Origin of the sequence: Desulfovibrio sp. SGI.169, assembly GCF_050313595.1 — a bacterium.
Lineage (GTDB): Bacteria > Desulfobacterota > Desulfovibrionia > Desulfovibrionales > Desulfovibrionaceae > Desulfovibrio.
Genome location: NZ_JBNPLS010000005.1, coordinates 127,005 through 144,166, shown reverse-complemented (window position 1 = coordinate 144,166; position 17,162 = coordinate 127,005). Strand labels below are relative to the sequence as shown.

14 protein-coding genes and 1 tRNA gene are annotated in these 17,162 nt (G+C 52.7%); 4 read left to right on the top strand and 11 right to left on the bottom strand.

Annotated elements, in window-relative coordinates; genetic code table 11:
• Nucleotides 1-226: 226 nt before the first annotated feature.
• A tRNA-OTHER gene (locus ACQRA4_RS04535) sits at nucleotides 227-340 on the bottom strand.
• A 248-nt stretch (nucleotides 341-588) separates the two neighbouring features.
• Here ACQRA4_RS04535 and ACQRA4_RS04530 point away from each other — a divergent pair.
• The gene (locus tag ACQRA4_RS04530) at nucleotides 589-819 is read left to right on the top strand and encodes a hypothetical protein (RefSeq protein WP_427821897.1); all 231 of its coding nucleotides are present in this window, start codon (nucleotides 589-591) and stop codon (nucleotides 817-819) included.
• On the top strand, nucleotides 806-1,129 hold the full coding sequence (locus tag ACQRA4_RS04525) for a type II toxin-antitoxin system PemK/MazF family toxin (RefSeq protein ID WP_427821896.1): 324 nt from the start codon (nucleotides 806-808) through the stop codon (nucleotides 1,127-1,129). Before ACQRA4_RS04530 ends, ACQRA4_RS04525 begins: the two co-directional genes overlap by 14 nt.
• Nucleotide 1,130: 1 nt before the next feature.
• On the opposite strand, the gene ACQRA4_RS04520 is transcribed toward ACQRA4_RS04525, so the two are convergent.
• Complete coding sequence (locus ACQRA4_RS04520) at nucleotides 1,131-2,165, bottom strand: hypothetical protein (protein ID WP_427821895.1); 1,035 nt, start codon at nucleotides 2,163-2,165, stop codon at nucleotides 1,131-1,133.
• Nucleotides 2,166-2,268: 103 nt separating this feature from the next.
• On the opposite strand from ACQRA4_RS04520, the gene ACQRA4_RS04515 reads away from it, so the two are divergent.
• Nucleotides 2,269-2,790 carry a hypothetical protein gene (locus ACQRA4_RS04515; protein ID WP_427821894.1) on the top strand — a complete coding sequence of 174 codons (522 nt, stop codon included), beginning with the start codon at nucleotides 2,269-2,271 and terminating at the stop codon, nucleotides 2,788-2,790.
• A gap of 24 nt (nucleotides 2,791-2,814) precedes the next feature.
• On the opposite strand, the gene ACQRA4_RS04510 is transcribed toward ACQRA4_RS04515, so the two are convergent.
• The 3 genes from ACQRA4_RS04510 to ACQRA4_RS04500 are packed head-to-tail and all read right to left on the bottom strand — an operon-like array spanning nucleotide 2,815 to nucleotide 10,150.
• On the bottom strand, nucleotides 2,815-4,428 hold the full coding sequence (locus ACQRA4_RS04510) for a hypothetical protein (protein WP_427821893.1): 1,614 nt from the start codon (nucleotides 4,426-4,428) through the stop codon (nucleotides 2,815-2,817).
• Nucleotides 4,428-4,871, bottom strand: coding sequence for a hypothetical protein (locus ACQRA4_RS04505; protein WP_427821892.1), 444 nt, complete (start codon nucleotides 4,869-4,871; stop codon nucleotides 4,428-4,430). Before ACQRA4_RS04505 ends, ACQRA4_RS04510 begins: the two co-directional genes overlap by 1 nt.
• 14 nt (nucleotides 4,872-4,885) lie before the next feature.
• Nucleotides 4,886-10,150 carry a helicase-related protein gene (locus ACQRA4_RS04500; protein WP_427821891.1) on the bottom strand — a complete coding sequence of 1,755 codons (5,265 nt, stop codon included), beginning with the start codon at nucleotides 10,148-10,150 and terminating at the stop codon, nucleotides 4,886-4,888.
• Here ACQRA4_RS04500 and ACQRA4_RS04495 point away from each other — a divergent pair.
• Nucleotides 10,133-11,047, top strand: a complete 915-nt coding sequence (locus tag ACQRA4_RS04495) for a hypothetical protein (protein ID WP_427821890.1) — start codon at nucleotides 10,133-10,135, stop codon at nucleotides 11,045-11,047. The genes ACQRA4_RS04500 and ACQRA4_RS04495 overlap by 18 nt on opposite strands.
• Here ACQRA4_RS04495 and ACQRA4_RS04490 read toward each other — a convergent pair.
• From ACQRA4_RS04490 to ACQRA4_RS04465, 6 genes are all read right to left on the bottom strand, one after another.
• The gene (locus ACQRA4_RS04490) at nucleotides 11,037-11,330 is read right to left on the bottom strand and encodes a hypothetical protein (RefSeq protein WP_427821889.1); all 294 of its coding nucleotides are present in this window, start codon (nucleotides 11,328-11,330) and stop codon (nucleotides 11,037-11,039) included. The genes ACQRA4_RS04495 and ACQRA4_RS04490 overlap by 11 nt on opposite strands.
• The gene (locus ACQRA4_RS04485; protein WP_427821888.1) at nucleotides 11,327-13,162 is read right to left on the bottom strand and encodes a hypothetical protein; all 1,836 of its coding nucleotides are present in this window, start codon (nucleotides 13,160-13,162) and stop codon (nucleotides 11,327-11,329) included. The genes ACQRA4_RS04490 and ACQRA4_RS04485 overlap by 4 nt, the downstream gene beginning before the upstream one ends.
• On the bottom strand, nucleotides 13,119-14,081 hold the full coding sequence (locus ACQRA4_RS04480) for a Clp protease ClpP (RefSeq protein WP_427821887.1): 963 nt from the start codon (nucleotides 14,079-14,081) through the stop codon (nucleotides 13,119-13,121). The genes ACQRA4_RS04485 and ACQRA4_RS04480 overlap by 44 nt, the downstream gene beginning before the upstream one ends.
• Nucleotides 14,078-15,226, bottom strand: coding sequence for a hypothetical protein (locus ACQRA4_RS04475; protein WP_427821886.1), 1,149 nt, complete (start codon nucleotides 15,224-15,226; stop codon nucleotides 14,078-14,080). Before ACQRA4_RS04475 ends, ACQRA4_RS04480 begins: the two co-directional genes overlap by 4 nt.
• Nucleotides 15,223-15,831 (bottom strand): hypothetical protein, encoded by a 609-nt coding sequence (locus ACQRA4_RS04470; RefSeq protein WP_427821885.1) that lies wholly within the window; start codon nucleotides 15,829-15,831, stop codon nucleotides 15,223-15,225. The genes ACQRA4_RS04475 and ACQRA4_RS04470 overlap by 4 nt, the downstream gene beginning before the upstream one ends.
• Before the next feature lie 106 nt (nucleotides 15,832-15,937).
• Nucleotides 15,938-17,017 carry a reverse transcriptase domain-containing protein gene (locus ACQRA4_RS04465; RefSeq protein ID WP_427821884.1) on the bottom strand — a complete coding sequence of 360 codons (1,080 nt, stop codon included), beginning with the start codon at nucleotides 17,015-17,017 and terminating at the stop codon, nucleotides 15,938-15,940.
• Nucleotides 17,018-17,162 lie beyond the last annotated feature (145 nt).

The following is a 17,162-nucleotide window of genomic DNA, read 5'->3' as shown; positions in this document are numbered from 1 at the left end:
CTTATTTATACAGCATCAGGATCGGTTCTTCTTTTCTCAAGACGATATTGTGCCTGCGTGCCAATTCCTGAATATAGGAATCCAATGTGTCCATAGCGGCCCCCATCAAAGCGTCGGAATGATGGAGAGCTGGCCATAAATCTTGTCGCGCGTGATTTTCAGGCGCTGGCGGGCCATTAGCGTAGAAAAAAGGGATTACTTTTTACAGTAACCCCTTGAAATCTTTTGGCGGAGAGGGGGAGATTCGAACTCCCGGTGCGCTGTTAACGCACACACGATTTCCAATCGTGCTTTGATAAAAAACCCAAAAAGACGCCTCTCAATCCCTGCCTATCTTTCCTTGTCAGAAATCTGTTCAAAGAATCCACATAGCTGCATATAATTATTCACTATTTTTCATCAATTCATTCCTCAAATCCGCACAGAAAAGCCCTTCCTTCAATAGGGAAGAACAGGCAAAAACCGCTCACTGTTGGTTGAAATTCAGAGGTCATCACCAATGAAATCACCAATGAGATTGGTTGCTCCGTGGCAAATTGACACCTTTCCCACTATACGGCTATATAGACGTAAAAGGAGTTTTTTACCATGCAACGAAAAATGACCATTTCAATTGATGAGACGGTGTATAATGGTTTGATGTCCGTGATAGGACGCCGGAAGGTCAGCAAATTTCTTGAAGACCTTGCACGCCCCCATGTGGTCAAGGAATCCCTTGCCGCCGGCTATGCGGCCATGGCTGCGGATACCGAACGGGAACAGGAGGCCGTGGAATGGTGTGAAACCCTGGTGGGAGACGGATTCCATGAGGCGCGGTGAAGTCTGGTGGGTGGCGTTTGACCCGTCTGTGGGGTCTGAAATTCAGAAAACACGCCCTGCGGTTATTGTCAGCAATGATGAAGCCAATGCAGCCCTGGCGCGGGTTGTGGTGGTGCCTCTGACCAGCAACACGTCCAAAGTTTATCCAGGCGAAGCTGTCATTATGATAGGGGCTCAAAAGAGCAAGGCGATGGCTGACCAAATCATGGCGGCGGATAAAAAGCGGCTGAAGAACCTTTTGGGTACTATTTCGCGTATGGACATGCACAAAATTGATGCGGCGATCAGGCTGCATCTTGCTCTTGACTGAGTTATTCGCCGAACTTGTATTTTTCAGTGAACAGACCTTCACCATATCCAGGCGATCCATAATCAGGGCCATTCTGGGGCACCACAGGCTGTGGGGCGACATTGGTAGAATTGAGTTTTATCTGGGAAAGAGGATATTGCCCGAAGTCAATGCGTGATGCGCTCTCAAATATCGCCTTCGCCCGGCTGAAATCTCCGTTGAGCATGGCGTGCATGGCGTCTTCCGGGATGAAGATCGGGAGTGCATCATTCAGTGCCTTCATGGCATCAGCTACCGCAGATTTCAGGGCATTCGATTCTTGGACGGCTTTTTCACGCGCTGCCGCCGCCTCCTCGGCAATGCCCTTGAGTGCTCCCTGTTCCGCAGCCATTTCGGCGCCATTGGATTCAAGCCTGAAAAGCTCATTTTCAAGTTGGGCAATGCGGGCCTGATAGTCTCGCGTCCAGCCGCGCACATACTGTTCCGCTTTGGCATCATCCTTGAGCGTGGCGGCCACGCTTTCTAAAATCCCCTGGTCTGCCCCGTCCGCCGATTCAAGGACATAGCCTCGATTTGCGCTGAACCCAGGCGAAAGCACATAATCCATCCCCGCAAAGCCGGAGAGGTGCGTCACACCCTTCGAGCCGCAGTCAGTCCCAGGACACGCCCAAGAAAAGCCCCCCACGCGGGAATCGTGCAAACCTTTTACGATTTGTCCCGTCTCTGTTGAGAGTATTTCTTGCGTGTGGGTTACGGTGCCGTCCTCGGCAACGTCAAAAGCGATGGTGATGTTGGAGGGGATATTGGAAATGATGGCCGTACCGCCGTCCGGGAGAGTCACGGCCTCCACTTCGCCGATCTTCATGCGCCCGGCAAGGATGCGGCGCCCGTGCCCGTAATAGCCATAGGCTTCCCGCAGGGCAATGCGCTCCCGCGTGGGGGCGCTGTAGCAGATTTCACGCGCATTGGCGACCAGATATTTTCGGTGATTGCCCGTGTACTGCCGCCCTTCGTCAAGTAACGAGAACGAGCAGGAAATCTTATGAGGCGCGGCCATCTGGATCCCTCCTGGTCTTTTTGGCATAGTGGCCACTGGCACGATAGTTCAAGGCCTTTCGCTTCAAATACCGCATATCTGGAGGGATTCGATGCGGAGCTTGATGATCTGTATGGTGGCCGTGGCTTTGTGGGTTGCTGCCCCGCTTATCGCAAATGGGGCAGAGGATGCCCAAAAAATTCAAGCGCTGATCTCCTTGGCGCAAACTGTCCCCGCAAAAATTGAGGACAGCAGCGCCGGAAAGGCTTTCCCGATTTTCATGGAAGACAGGCAACAATTTGGGGCCTTGAACCAGCAGTTCGCCGCAGCGGTGGGGCCTGAAGTTGCGGCCTTTCAGAGAGACCCACAGGGTTTCTTGCTCTTGCAGGCCTTCTCACGCGCCATGCAGAAAATCGGGTATGATTACGATGCAACGATCTTCGTGACCTACGATGGGATAAGCCCGGATGCGTATTACTGGCTGGGCAACACCAGACGTTCAGAGTTTTTCCTTCCCGTAAGCATGGTTCTGAACAATGAGGAGTATTTGAAAAAAGCGTTGGCGGATGGGTTGATCTCCCGTGAATCCGCTCTCGCATATCTTCAAGGCACCGCTGATTTCATTTCAGCGCTTTCCAAGCAATAAAGAAGGGGGCCTTGCGGCCCCCTTTCAATACCCATCGTCTTCTTCTTTTTCCTGCGGCTGCTCCGCCTGTTTCCCTTCCGGGAAGACGAGTTTGAAACTCTCCTCGTCCTTTTTCAGAATGTGTGTCCACAGGAAGTTGAGAAATGCGCGCTTGTCAGTGGCGCTGAACTCCTGATCGAGCGTTGCAACAATCCCAGACAGGGAGGACGCGATATTCGCCCTGGATTCAAGATTTTCCTGCTCCTCGCGCTCAAGGGCCGTGGAGACAGAGTTGAATACGATGCGCCACGGCTGTTGCCCATCAAGAAAAATCTTGTTGTACTTGTAGGCTACATGGATTTCACAGAGCCTTTGAATGCCATTCTGGATGGCCAGCCGGAGCAGGTTTGCTTTCATGGCGGCCATGATGCTCACTCGGAAAAATCCACCGTCTCCGATCCCTCCGGAAAGGAAGTCACCGAAGCCAAGCATTGACGGGTCAACGCCCAGCGCGCCGCCAAGCCGTTTGACATGGAAAAGCACGTCTTCAAGACCGTTGATGTCCGGCGTTCCCTGGACAGTGTTGACATCCATCCGTCCTTTTTCCCCGAATATGGGGAAGATGCGATTTATCACGGTCTGGATGAAGCCGTTACGCAAGGAACGTGTGCTGACAGCCTTGTCAGTCTGGAGAATCTGGGAAGAAATCAGGTTGATGTACTTGGCCGCTTTCTCCGGGTCGAGCCTTCCCGTACTGACGCCGATGAGGCGCTCCAGCCGGGCGGCATTTCGCCTGCTCGCGTTCAGTGAACAGATTGCATCCAGAAGGTCGAGCCACGGCTGGTATCCTGTCTCGATGAGGCTCGCCCCGTATTCCTGCGATTCCACCAATGCCTCGGCCTCGTAATCGTCCAGAGAGAGGTCAACCGGCCTGATTCCTACATTTGTGGGTTCAAGGTTGCTGACGCTTTTCCAGTGCGGAATTTCAAACCCCACGAATGTCCACGGGGGCATGAGCCGGATGGCATTCTGTGTCCCGGATGTGCCTTGATAGGTGGTGGTGTACCCGGCAAGTTGGCCCGCTTTTTCAAATTTTTTGATAAAGCGGGGATGTGTGTAATAATCACTCCGAATGTTTGTGATACCCTTTCCCTTCGTTCCATACACGCGCACATAACTCGCGCCATAAATTGCAGCGCTGTAGGCCCATTCATTCAATTCCCGGTTGATACGCTTCTGCAATGTGTCCCGAAGCTCATTCACGATGGGGTCTTTGTCGTCAGTGATGGATTCAATGCTGACGACCTGGTTAGTATCAGAGCGCGCGCTTAGGGCATGGGCCATGTGCAATTTCACGGCGCTATCGATGGTCGGGTCTTCGGCCATGATCTCTAGTGCGGCATACCTCGCCATGCGCTCTTGTGGCAGCCGGCGCACAAGCTTTGATTCCTCGCTCGCGTACACGCCGAGAGAATTTGCCCCGCCAGAGGTGGTTGTGTCCGCATCCGGCTGGACTGCCGGAAAGTAGGCCACAGTCCCTCCGGGAAGGTCAACCATCCCGGCTTCACGGGCATCTACCACAGCATAGCCGGGGTAAAGGCCTTGAAAGGCCCCGTCACCTGCGGAATCCCGTCGCGCTCTTTTGGGCAGTGGCGGCACTATATCCCTCCAGCAATGCTCAGCGCTTCCATATCTTCATCGGCGAGGGTGTATACACGATCTTCCGGCTCGGCGCCTTCCGGCTCATCCGGCGTGACTACGATGGGGTGTCCATTCGCGTAAATCATACCGTTATTCAGGGCATGATCCTGATAGAGCCAGCCCGCCAGCAGATTCCAGACGGGATCGCCATAGTCCATGATTTCCAGCCATTCCCGGTCAAGGAAATCCCCGAACTGATTATATCCGGCATCCAGCAGTTCCTTTTTGACAATCCACCAGTACGGCCCGAAGGAGCGATACGAGCGCGGATCGCCATCAAGAACCTTTGCCATTGTTCCGCACATTTTTCGGAGCCAGTCGGCATCGGAAACTGTGCCGTCATGCGTCGCCTCTCTCTTGAGAGAGTCCAGGTCGTTTATGCCGGGTTTGTACACGTTCATTTTTCAGGCTCCTTTCACGAGAGGATAGCATACAGCGTCTCAAGTTCAACCTCTGCCGGGAGATGCCACCATCCACCGGAGCGCTCTTCCCATGTTTTTGCCCAGGAAGCGCCATGCTCTTTGAGTTTTTCCTTGTTTTGGTACACAGGGCCGCCAAAAGCCTTGTCGTGGATAAATAGCCGTTCAAAAGCCTCGTAGCTTGTTTTTCTCCCCCGGAATGAGTTGTGATAGGGCTGCGTGTTGTAGCATATTTCGATGTCCATTGCCTCAAAGAGTTCCTTCCATTTCTGAGGAACCTCTTTGAAGTTCGGATTCGCGCGCAGTGCCTCATCGGCCTCGCGCCTGGCGTCTTCGGCCTTTCTGGCTATTTCAGCCCGCTTGCCCGCCACTATCTGCGTGGCAATTGTTATGGCGCTGCTGACGTTGTGGATGTTCTTTTTCCTGCACGTCTCTTTCACATAGTAGACAAAATCTCTTTCGGAGAACCTGGGCAAATTCAAGTCCACATCGCTGAATCTTTCCTCAAAGACTTTCTCGCACAGTTCCGTCAGTTCATCGTCCGATGCGATATTGGCGTATTGCACGGCCTCTTCATAGAAGTTCTCTCCAAAAAGCGACACCATGAGATTTTTCATGGGCAGGTGGTCTTTGTTGACTCGATCCATGTCCACATTGGAAAGCCATGACTGCATGGCCGACTTGCGGAAGGCGGAGTCTTGCGGTTCGGGCCAGACAAATTCATCACCTTCCTTTTTTTGATACTCGCCGTCGAGGATAACAATCTCTCCTGATTCGGCCCTGCGCACAACGGCGGGAAATTCCATTTTCAGGGTCGGCAGGTTTTCAAGAAACTGCTGCTTTGTGACACCGGAAGTCGCCAGGTCGGCATATTTCATATTCCCGGACAACATCCGCTTTACCGCCAGTTCGCTCGCGGAGTAGGATACCTTTTTGGCCTTGTCCAGTTCCTTTGTGTTAAGTGTGCCGCTGTATCGGTATTCTGGTGGTTCTTGTATGGTTTCAAGCATAGCAACAGATTTACCACTCCAATGCGGCACAATGCTTTTGATGAGGTAAATTCCGCCTTCGTATTCAAGTGTGTCACCAACGGCGAACAGCTTGCCTGTTTCTGAAAGGATTGACTGTTCAGGGTGGTCGATAAGCTCCGCGCTAAACGGCAGTTCCCCATTTTTATCGGCTTGGCGCAGAAGCCCGACTACCTGCTTGCGGCGGGATTCGTTTTTGGCCTTCTCCGTTTCAAACTTTTCTTCCAGTCCGGCCAGTTTGGCCCTGGCCTTTTCCAGCCGTACCTCAGCTTTGGCAACAGTCTCTTTATCAAAGCGGTTCGAATCTGCCTTGTATCTTTTCAATGCCTGTTCCGCCTTTGAAATCTCGGTGTTGCACACTTCCCTGGCGTCATTGAGCCGCTTGTCATGGCTGTTCAGAGATTCCATGATTGAGGAAAGCTGCTTCAGGCGATTGACAAGCTGTGCCTGGCTGCGGGCCGCCTTTTTGGCCTCTTCTTCGGCCCGCTTTTTGCGGTACTCTTCCAGTGTGCCGGTCATCGCGGCATACATTTCCTCATCCGCCTCAAGGTCGGCATTGGCCGCTGTGGCTTCGTTCCCCATAAGCAGGGCGTTGATCCAGTTCGCCTTGCCCTTGAGCATCTGCTGTCGGTATTCGTCGAAGGTGCCCTTCCCGACGTAGTAAAAAATATCGACCGAATCCACCTTGTTACCCTGCCGAACACCACGACCGTTGCGCTGATTGATGCTGGCAGGCGTCCAGGGCAGAGTGAGATGATGAATGGCCGTCGTGCCTTTTTGCAGGTTCACGCCCACTTCCGCTTTCTTGTTGGCAATGACGATCTTGATGTCGCCGGCGTTGTATGCCTTGGAGATTTTATCCAGCTTGTCCCCGGAGGCATCTTCAGCATTGATGATCGCCACCTGGTTATCCGTTATGGGCAGATTATGAACCAGAATACGCTTGATTTTGGCGTGCTGCGTCTTTTCTTCGGTGAAGACGAGTTGCTTTCCGCCCGCGTCCAGGTGTTTTTTGAGGTTTTCAATCAGCTTGGCATACTTGGGCGACAAGGGGTGGTTTACGTCCTTCAAATCAATTCCGGCCCGCTGCATGGCGACAATCACAACTCCTTCAAGTTCTTCGGGCACGGACATGGATACGGAATCGCCGCCCTCGTCGATCACACTGGCATTGACGCTGATCGTTGAGGATACCATCTTGCCGTCTTCATCCTCTACTTTGATTCTGTGTTCACCTGTTATGTCCCTGGCTACCTCTTCCAGTTTGGCTTTTTTGTCTCTGTCAATAGAATAGGTAATCCGGTGGTAATAGAGATCAAGGTCGGTTGTGCAGCGATCCATATCGCGCATGACCGAGAAGAGACCGCCATTTTTTGCCTCACTGACTTCCTGCTTCAATTGCTCATAAACCGCGGTCTGGCTATCGGACATGGGAACTTCATCAATGACTTCCACGGCATCCGGCACATGAATCTCATCATCCACGTCTTCCACGGTCTTGATATTGACGTACTTTCTGAAAAGGTTCCTCAACCCGGAAAGGTTCTTGAAACCCACCAGGGTATCCTGTTCTTTCAGTTCACCGTCAACGCTGGCTCGTGTACGCAGCTCAATCTTGCCGAAAACACGGATGAAATCATCCACGGTGTAAATGCCACGCTCCTCAAAGTCATGCTTGTCCGCCACCAGATTGAGCATGTTGAATATTTCAATGGGGGAATTGGTTACAGGTGTGGCCGTCAAGCCGTATACGCCGCGTCCGCCGTTCTTCTGACGGATGTAGTGGCTCTTGAGAGCCATATCCACGGCGATATTTGCCGGGTCAGCGTTCGGGATATAGGCGATGCCCTGAGTTGATTCGCCTCCACCCAGAGAATTTTTGAAGAAGTGGGATTCATCGGTCACGATGCTGTCAAAGCCCATATCTTCCAGATAGGGCAATTCCCCTTTCTTTTTTGATCCCGTGTCGCTGTATCGCCCCCGCAACCCCTCAATTTTTTTGGCGAGGTCGTAGCCCTTCGGCTTTTTTTTCCCCTTGCCTTTATCTTCACCCTGAGCGGCCTCGTCGCTCATCATGTGCCGGTTGACCATTTCATCGGTGTAGGCGTCCACGGATTCTGGCCGCATCGGGATTGAGGCGAACTTTTCCTTGGTCATCACAACCAGGGAACAATTCGACTGCGGGATGCGCCACATCTGCTCGAAAATGTCTTCCGGGGAATTGGTAAAGCGAATCACGTCCTGCATGAGGGGCTGGCCGCTCTTGTTCGTGCGGGGTTGCCCCTGTTCGTCCACAAGCGCTCGGCGTTCAACCACGCCTTCCCTGTTGGTCTTGGGTTCAAGCCCCACAAAAAGCACATTGGAACGGAAGTATCCATCATTATAGAACATTCTGGCTTCGTGATACCAGTTCTCCAGCACGGACGAGGGGACAATCACACAGGTACGTTTCGCCTTGTTGTGCTTGTAGTTGTATGCGGCCATGGCCAGAGCGGTGAAACTCTTGCCAAGCCCAACGCCAAAACCGCAGATACCCGATCCGATGTCTGAAAGACGGCGTACTTCGGCGGCCTGGTAATCATGGGGCACAATTTCGCCCGAAATATATTCATCAATGTCCAGAGCCGCCTTTGCATATTCCGGCTCAACATAGCTGTTGAAGCGCAAATTGTACTGTTCTGCCAGATCGTCAACGTCAATGTGTGTTTTCATGAAGTTATCGAACATGCTTTCCAGCTTGTCCGCTTCGTTCTTGTATGCTTCGGCGATTTCCCTCTTTGACGAGGTGATATTCCCTCCGTTCAAATACCTTTCAATCTGTTTGCTGAACTCTTTGGGCCTTCCGGCAGGGCCTTCAATAAAAAGCGTCCCATCTTTGGCATTAAAATCCTCGACAAAGGATTGCACAACTTCCTTTTTGCCGTCCGGCCCTTCGGTTTCAATGTTTTCCATTCTGCCGTATGTAGCGTGGGAATAACCGTTGTCGCGCAAAAATTCGATCAGATACTTTCTTGGGAACCATTGCGCTTGCATATTGAACGTGATGTCCTCAATTTTCGAACGGGGAATCCGCCGGTTCATCTCGTCAATCTGCTTGCGAAACTTGGTCTTGAGCCGTTCATCGTCGGTCTGCTCAATGGATTTTGCCATGGCCGCCATTTTGGGCAGCACACTCCCCGAACAGTAGCTTGCCATTGTTTCAATCATGCCGTCTTCGGTAATGGCAATACTGTCAATTTCCGCGATGTCCCCAAGACTGTTGATCTTGATTGCCCCCTTATAAAGAGCCTTCACGTCTTCGAGTTCTATGCCTTCTTGTGTGCGAGAGAGGTGGGCAACGATGTCGGCGATGTCATCCTCGCGGTAACCGCCGCCTGTGGACTTGTCCAACGTGCCGGCCAGCATGGCGGAAAATTCACCCTTGACATTGACACAGTTCACGAAAACGCCAAAAGCGCGGGCGTCCGGACCAGAGACGGAGAGCCTGGGGTTATTTGCCGGGTGCCCGTATTTTTCAATCTCAGCTACGACAAGCTCTTGCAGGGCCTTGCGGCGTTCGGAAACATCCTCGCCCTGGGCCTCGTCGCTTGCCATCCTGGCAAGCATGGCTCCGATCATGGACCCCCGATAGACCTGTAACCGCACTTCTTCGCGCGGCTGGCTCATGGCGAATTTCACGGCGTCTTTTTGCTGCTGGCCCATAAGGTGAGGGTAGGACACCAGTGCGGAAAAAGCCGCGTCCAGAGGCATATTCATAGCTGTACGCGGGTCGGCAAGTACGGATTCAAGCTCCTGAACGGTACTTACCCCATAGGTTGCGGGGTCAATCTCCGTCTGCTCCAAGGCGGTTTCCAGCTTGTTCCATTGCCCGTTGCGGAGCTCGTAAGGTTCACCGTTTATGTACCGCTGATCGCCCTCGCTGTAAGCTCGGTCAATGGGTTCTTCCAGTTCCAGCATATCCCAGTCGATCCGGCTATGGAACTTGATCGCCAGCTTGCGCTTCATGGCTTCGCCGGTAATTGGGCCTTCGGCTTCCACGCGCTCGCGTGAAAAGCGGTCCTTGGCGTCCTTCGGGATGTATCGGCCCTGAATAAACCGTCTGCCTTCGCCCATCCAGTATTTGCCATCGATAAACTCATCCCAGAATACCTTGGACGCTTCCAGGGTTTGGGTTGAAATTTCGTCTTTCTTGAGCTTGTCCAGCAGGTCTTTGGGGTGTTTGCGGAAAACCACAAGGTCAACAACGGCATCCGTACCCTGCGCGGCGAATGTCCCGGAAGGCAGTTTGTGGGCGCCCAGAAATTCAGCTTTGCGGGACACGGCCTGTCGGAACTGCGTCCATTTGCCGCTGCGCGTACCCACGATATTCGTTGGTACAATCAGGCAGGCCAGCTTGCCGGGGCGTATTTTGTCCAGAATACGCAGAATGAAATAGCGTTCAATGTGTTTTTCGTTCTTGTACGCTTGGTCGATATGTTTGTAGGCCCCGCGCTGATCCCCGAACGGGACGTTGGTGATACAGCCGTCAAAGGTATCGTCGGGCGTATCCATGACCACCTGTTCAAAGGGCGCATTGATAATCTTGTCTTCCGGGTTGAGCAGCGCCGCTACCTTGGAACTCGTGGGATCAAGGTCATTACCGCTGACAACGACTCCGCCAGGCTTCGTACCGGACATAACGCCCGCGCCACAGCACGGGTCCATGACGTTGCCGTTCTCAAAGCCGTTGGCCTTCATGGCCTCCCAAAGCCCTTCGGCTACGGGCGTGGGCGTATAGTATTCGTATTGGCTTCCTTCGGCGAGGCCGCCGCGTCCACTGTATTGGAGCAGCACGGCGCGGTCTTCGGCGGTCAATTCTTCCGGCGATGTAACGCGGGAAAGGATTTCCCGGCATTGGGCGTTGAGCTTTTCCCGCGCCTCCTTGCCGCGAACTTTCAGTCCGTAATCGGAGCCGGCGGCCTTGTAGGCGTCCGGATCGCCTGGCAATGCAACATTGAACAGACGGAAAAAGAGCTTCTCAATGTCTTTGAAAGACGTTGCCGCGAGAACCTCTTTCTCCACAATACCATCCAGCGGGGCGCGCTCAAAAATAGCGTTTCGCATTGTATCACCTTGCACTTTAGTCGATGAGGTTGCTTGGCACATCGCCATTCACGGCAAAATTCATTCCTTTGGAAGACAGAGCCTCATGGAGATGCCGCGGACTGAATCTCTGCATATCGAAAGCGTAGCCATACATGACATACGCTGTATTCAGGGTTCGCTTGAGCATGAGGACTGACATTTCATCGCCAATATATTCTGGCGGGGCGTTGACAATTTCGTCCCATGCGTCCGATTCAAGCGACACAGATACATAACTTTCACCTGCCTCTGCGGGAGAGACATTGACGCTGAAAATGAATTTGCTCATATCTGAAGCCTTGGAAGTCCCTTTTCGACATCAAACCATGTCGGAACTGCATCGGAGCAGACAAAGGAGAAAAAATCGGTCGTGGCATCGCTCGCAGTTTCATAATGAACCGGAAGCTCACGCCGGTCGTTCATTATATGCAGATAGGCAAGGCGTGTGACTGAAGGAAGGGTGGCTTTGTAAAGCCCTCTCCACCATCCGTCATCGTTGATTTGATACAAAGTCCACTGGCTTTTCTTGCGGACGTTCTGCAAGACAGCATATCCGGCAAACCCTTGCCGTGCTTTCAGAAGTTCGGAAAATCCATCCGGGATGGCATTGCGTAACGCCTTTTCCCATGGTCCACGCAATTCAGCGCGTTCACCCTTCGCCTTTTCCCTGTCAGCATATGCCTTTCTGGCCTCGCGTTCGACCTCTCGCATTTTTTGGGAAAGCTCTGGGCTTTGCCGCGCGCATACCCCCAGGAACAACTTGAAATGCTCCGGGTCTTTTTCGATAAAATTTGCGAGATGCGCCGGTGAAGACATGTGCTGCAAGGCCATGGAGAAGACTTCCGATGCTTCGCCCTGGTAGTCCTTCCCGACATAAGGGTCGATGAAAGAATCGGGAAAAGCTTTTTCCCCAGGCCCATACGCACCGCCTGTCATTGTTTTCAGCGACTTTGGTGCGCCTTGCGCCCTGCTCCTGATAAAGGAGAGGCTGGCTGCAAGCGCGGTGCGGTCCCAGCGCTCAACAAGGTGGCCGCACTCATGGAAGAGCGTTGTTTTGTTGAAGTCAGAATCAAGGCAAATTTGCGAACGTCCCCGCGCAAAGGCCCGTCGAGTGCCTTTTTGGAGGATAAACTCCACGGGGCCGAGTTTGCCCCCAAGATACTGATACACTTCGGCCATATCGTTAATAAACTGCTCCTTGGGATAGTTTATTTTTTTGAGCTTTCTGGCGACATTGGGGGCAATGTAAACATTTTCGTTTGCCCATTCCTGCGCCTCTTCTTTTGATATGGACGATATGGATTCGAGTGCTTTTTTTACACTTTCAAAAGTTTCCTTTTCTCGTGCTTCTATATCCTTTGCAAGGCTTTTCATACGGTTATACAATTCAGCGTATTCAGGATTATCCGCTCTTTCCTGCTCCATCAAGGCCGTTTTCATTTCAGAAATGCGCCTTATGAGTTCAGAAGCATTTTCTCCATATATCATATCTGATTTAGTAAACCGGTCTATACGTCCCTCAGTAATTTCAGAAATAACGTATCCCGGAACACGGAACATACCATCTTGACGTAATAAAGAAAAAATTCTTGCGTTTATTCTTTGTGTGACTTCTGCGAATTTTCCTGAATAAATATCCTTGTGCAGCTCATTCAAATTATTTTTGAGAGCCTTTGCTTCTTCCATCTTGGATATGATGTCAGAAAAATTATTTTGGATGATTGATGCACCCGATTCGATGATGACCTTTCTCACTTCATCCGGCGTCGAGGATTCGGCCATTTCCAAGAGTTGCGCGTTTTGGGGCGAAGCGTCTCTGACGGCTGCCAGGGCGGCATCATTCCGGGCGATTCTTGCCATTGCGGCGAACTCGTAGAGAACATCGGCGGCCGGGCTGGGCGATGACTGAATCCGTTCTATGTATCGTTCCAGGGAGGCAACCAGTTCGGGGGTCTCGGAAGAAATGATCTCTCCATGGCGCGAGAAAACACTGAAGATGGCAACGATGTCGCCAAAACTCTTCGCATCTCGCACGGCCTGCGTTGCCGATTCCAGCGTGCTATAAAATGCCACAGTGCTATCCCGCGTTGTTGGCTTGCGCTTCTGCACCTCGGCGTTCACGGATAGGCCTCCACTTCGGGAGACGGCTCTTGATGTCTTCCTCGCGTAGCCAAACCTCTTGGCCCTTGAGAACGTCCGCGATTTCCTCAGCAGTCAGAAAGCCGGAATACAGTTCATCGAACCACTTCCTGAAATGCTTTTCCAGGAACGTACTTTGGGCCTTCATGTCGCCGACCTTTCCCCACGAAAACCCCGAAGCATTGTGAATCATCATGGTACAGTGGGGAGTGGTCTGAATCTCATCGCAGGACATGGCCACGATGGAGCCGGAGGAATAGGCCGTGATGATGCGCGCGATGGTCTTGGCCTTGCATTCCATGAGGGCTGCATAGACGGCCTGAGCCGAATCGGTGCGGCCTCCGTGGGAATTGATTTTGAGGGTGACAGTATCCACTTCGCGCGCCTGTTCAATGGCGCGGATGATGCCCCGGAAGGTTTCGGGAGACTCAAAATCGGTGTCGATGTCTATGATGATGTTCTGCGGAGCGCCGTATTCGAGGCCTTTTGGCAAGGAGCGAACGGCTCCATTTGCCTGATTTTTTGCGTCAAAAGGACGCACCGGTAAAAAAGAAGATACATCGGCGCTCTCGAACACGCCTTCTTCGCTATGGTGCTCCGCGAGGTAGGCGATAACCGGGTCTTGAATCATCTGAATATTGCCGTTCACCTCGGCCAGAGCCTTCTTCAGAATCGCAAGGAAGCGGGCCGGAACTTCCTTGAGAAATTTTCCGGCAATAAGCTGCTCGAAGAGTGATTGGGAGTCACCCCCAGACACGCCTTTCAGCTTGTCCAGCGCTTCCTTTATCTGTCTTTGCGTGGCAAGCCGCTGCCGGATGTCTTTGATGCCTGACTTGAGCTTGTCGAGACCTTCCTTGACCGCCCGTTGAAGGGTCAGTTTTTCCTTGATATTCAACATCATGCGGCCTCCTTGGCCAGCAGATCGGTCAGGTGATTCGATGCGGCATCCAAGAGGGCTTGGAACTCTTCAAGCTTGCCGTCACTCTCCGCGGCCGTGATTGCCTGTTCGAGCAGGTCAAGCACCTTGCCGGAATCGGCATCGTATTTGCCGTCCAGAATGTCCCGAAGGTCGCGGGCATAGTGCGGTGTGCCACTACCATTGCCCGCAGTGTCACCCTTTTTACCTTTGCCATCGCCAGAGGTTCCGCCTGTTCCGCCGCCGGGCTTGGCCCTGCGCAGCGCGTCAATCTTCGCCTGCAATTCCGCGTTGATGGTCTTCTGTTTCTCCAGTAGGGAAAGCGTGTTGGAAAGCCGCGCTTCAATGGTTTCCGTCTCTTTGGCCTTGGCGGAAACCTGTTCCATCAGGGCGGACTGGCGTTCTTCCGCGTCCTTTACGGCCTCACGGGTTTCTTCAAGCTCTTTCCGCTCCGCTTGCGCCGCTTTCTGCTGGCGCTCAAACCTCGCCGAGTTCTTGACTACGAGTTGCGTGATACGCTTCGCAATGCTCTCCAGAGAGATTTCTTCCCCGTCTTCGGGGGCCACGACATGCGTAATGTCCCGCTTGTTGAGGAGCCAGCGGAAGGCAATAATGGCGTCACTTGGGCCGATGCGTTTTTTATCCCCTTCCGGCGAATGGAAGACGACATTCACCGTTTGTCCATCGGAGAAGGGAAGCTGCACGATAACATACGCAAAGGAACCGGATTTCTTCGGCTTCCCGACAACCGGAGGCAAGGCTTTGATTTCCGAATCGGAGAGGTGCCGGTTCAGTACCCGCACCACGGCGGCCATGCGGCGTTCCGTGCGCGAGAAGTGCTCAACGGTTATAGCCTCAAGAACATAGCCTTCCTCGACCTCATCCCTGCCGGGATTGTAGTAGTCCAGTTCGTCCAGGGAAGGCGATTCGAGCAAGAGACCAAGGTCGTGAACGTCATTGGCGAGGCTTGCATAGGTGGCATCAAGCTCGACTTGAGAAAAGCCCTTCGGAAAGAGATCGTCCCTGTCCACGACACGATGCCCTTGCCAATACGGGTTGGGGGCGCTTACGGGAGTGGCACCGTCTTCGGATGCAAGCGCAGGCTCAAAGAAATCAAAATCCCCGTTCATGCTTGTGCCCCCTCCAGTTCTGTCAGTATGCGCTCCAGTTCGACGGTTTTATTTTGTTCCGCCTTGAGGGCTGCCACAGCCTTGTCCAACTCAGCCTGCTTCATTTGAACTGTGGTTTCCGTTGCGGAAATTTGGGCCTGAAGGTCTTCGTTGCTTGCAGTGAGTTCTGCAAGCTGGCCCTTGGCACGCTCAATCTTCTCCCGGCGGTTTGTGACCACTGGCGGCGGGTCGATATGCAGCTTGCGTCGACGTTCCCGTTGGAGCTTCGCACGCTCATACGCCTTCGCGTTTTCCTGGACGTAATCCACCATCTCGATGATGGCCTTGTCCATGTCATCCACATGCCGGATAGGGACGACCTTCTTGTTCAGCTTGACCTGAAAGACGGTACCATCAGACTTCACGCGAACGAGCATCTTTTGGCCGTCCTCGAAGACGAAGGTCACGTCTTTGAGCAAGAAGCCACTTTCCCGGCGCGCGCGATTCGGCGCATCCACGGACGTGACCTCCAAACCCCATTTTTCCATTTTTTTGATGATCGGGCGGAGATTCTGTTCCGTGAGCTTGTCAAATGGGAGCCGAACTTGCTTTGATGGTGCTGCCATGCGTGGAACCTCGCAAAAGTATGGTTCCGCTCATGGTCGTAAAGCCATCAAGACCCGGCAAGAAGATTTTATGAATATGTGGCAGATATGCAGAGGTTCGATATTTTCACGCCATGCGTCCGCGTGGAGGGCGGACCAGGACAAGCTCGGAGAGAACGCTTTCCGTTGTTCTGGTGGCGTCACAGTGCTTCATCTGGCCGCAGAATGAAGCCACTCGCGGGCGGATGTAGTCCAAATCTATTTTCCCTTCGGCGTATTCTCGCGCAATCCTTCTGAAATCAAGCCTTGCCCGGCGTGTGTTGCGCTTTCTGGGCAAAGTATGTGTTGTCCAGTGTCTATATCCAGAAAAATCAATGCCGTGTGATATAGGAAAGATGGACGTTTTCGGATTTAGATTCAATTCAAGCTCTTCATTCAGAAAATTTTCAATAGATGCAAGAATTGATTTCAAAAATCGTTTATCTTCGCCAACGATTATAAAATCATCCATATATCTGACATAGAATTTGACCCCCAATTCATCTTTTACAAAATGGTCGAACTTATCCAGATAGACATTTGCAAAGAGTTGCGATGTCAATGCCCCGATGGGGAGCCCTGAATCGGTAAAGCCGTTTTTCAGGACGATTTTTCCGCAGAGATCAAGCACATTCACATCGCCCAGTGTCCTTGCAATCTGGCGTAACAGAATGCCGTGCCGGATGTTGGGGAAGTAGCTTTTGATGTCCGCCTTGAGCGCATAGGGATGGAACCAGTTCGCGCTTGCGGTTGTGATAAAACTGCGGAGTCGTTTGCTGGCCTCGTGCGGCCCTTTGTCTTTCCGGCAGGCAAAGCTGTCCGGGATAAACCGCCGTTCAAAGAACGGTTCGATGACTTTCACAAGGGAACGATGGACGATGCGGTCTGCGAAAGTGGGCGCCTGGACAAGGCGGAGTTTGGGTTCTCGAATAACGAACTCTCGACACGGAGAAGGGAACCACGTCCCGGCAATCAAGGCTCGTTGGATTTCAAGCAGGTTGTCTTCAAGGCGTCCGTAGAATCGGAGTACCTCATCATAGTACCGTTTTCCACAACGCGCTCCATGCCATGCGGCGTATAGGTTGCCGAAGTCCACGACCTGCGGCCATAAATTTTTTGCGGGTTTTGGCATAGGCTCCAAAAAAGGACCGGAACCGCGTTCAGGCATCTTACTTGCCGTTCCGGCCCCATTGTTGTTTCCCCGGCGCTGTTGGCCGAGGGGGACTACAACCCCAAATCACTCGCGCTGTCCACGCCCCCGGTAGGGACATGGCCTCTGGCGGGTGCTGATTTGCGAGACGGCCTCCAATGTT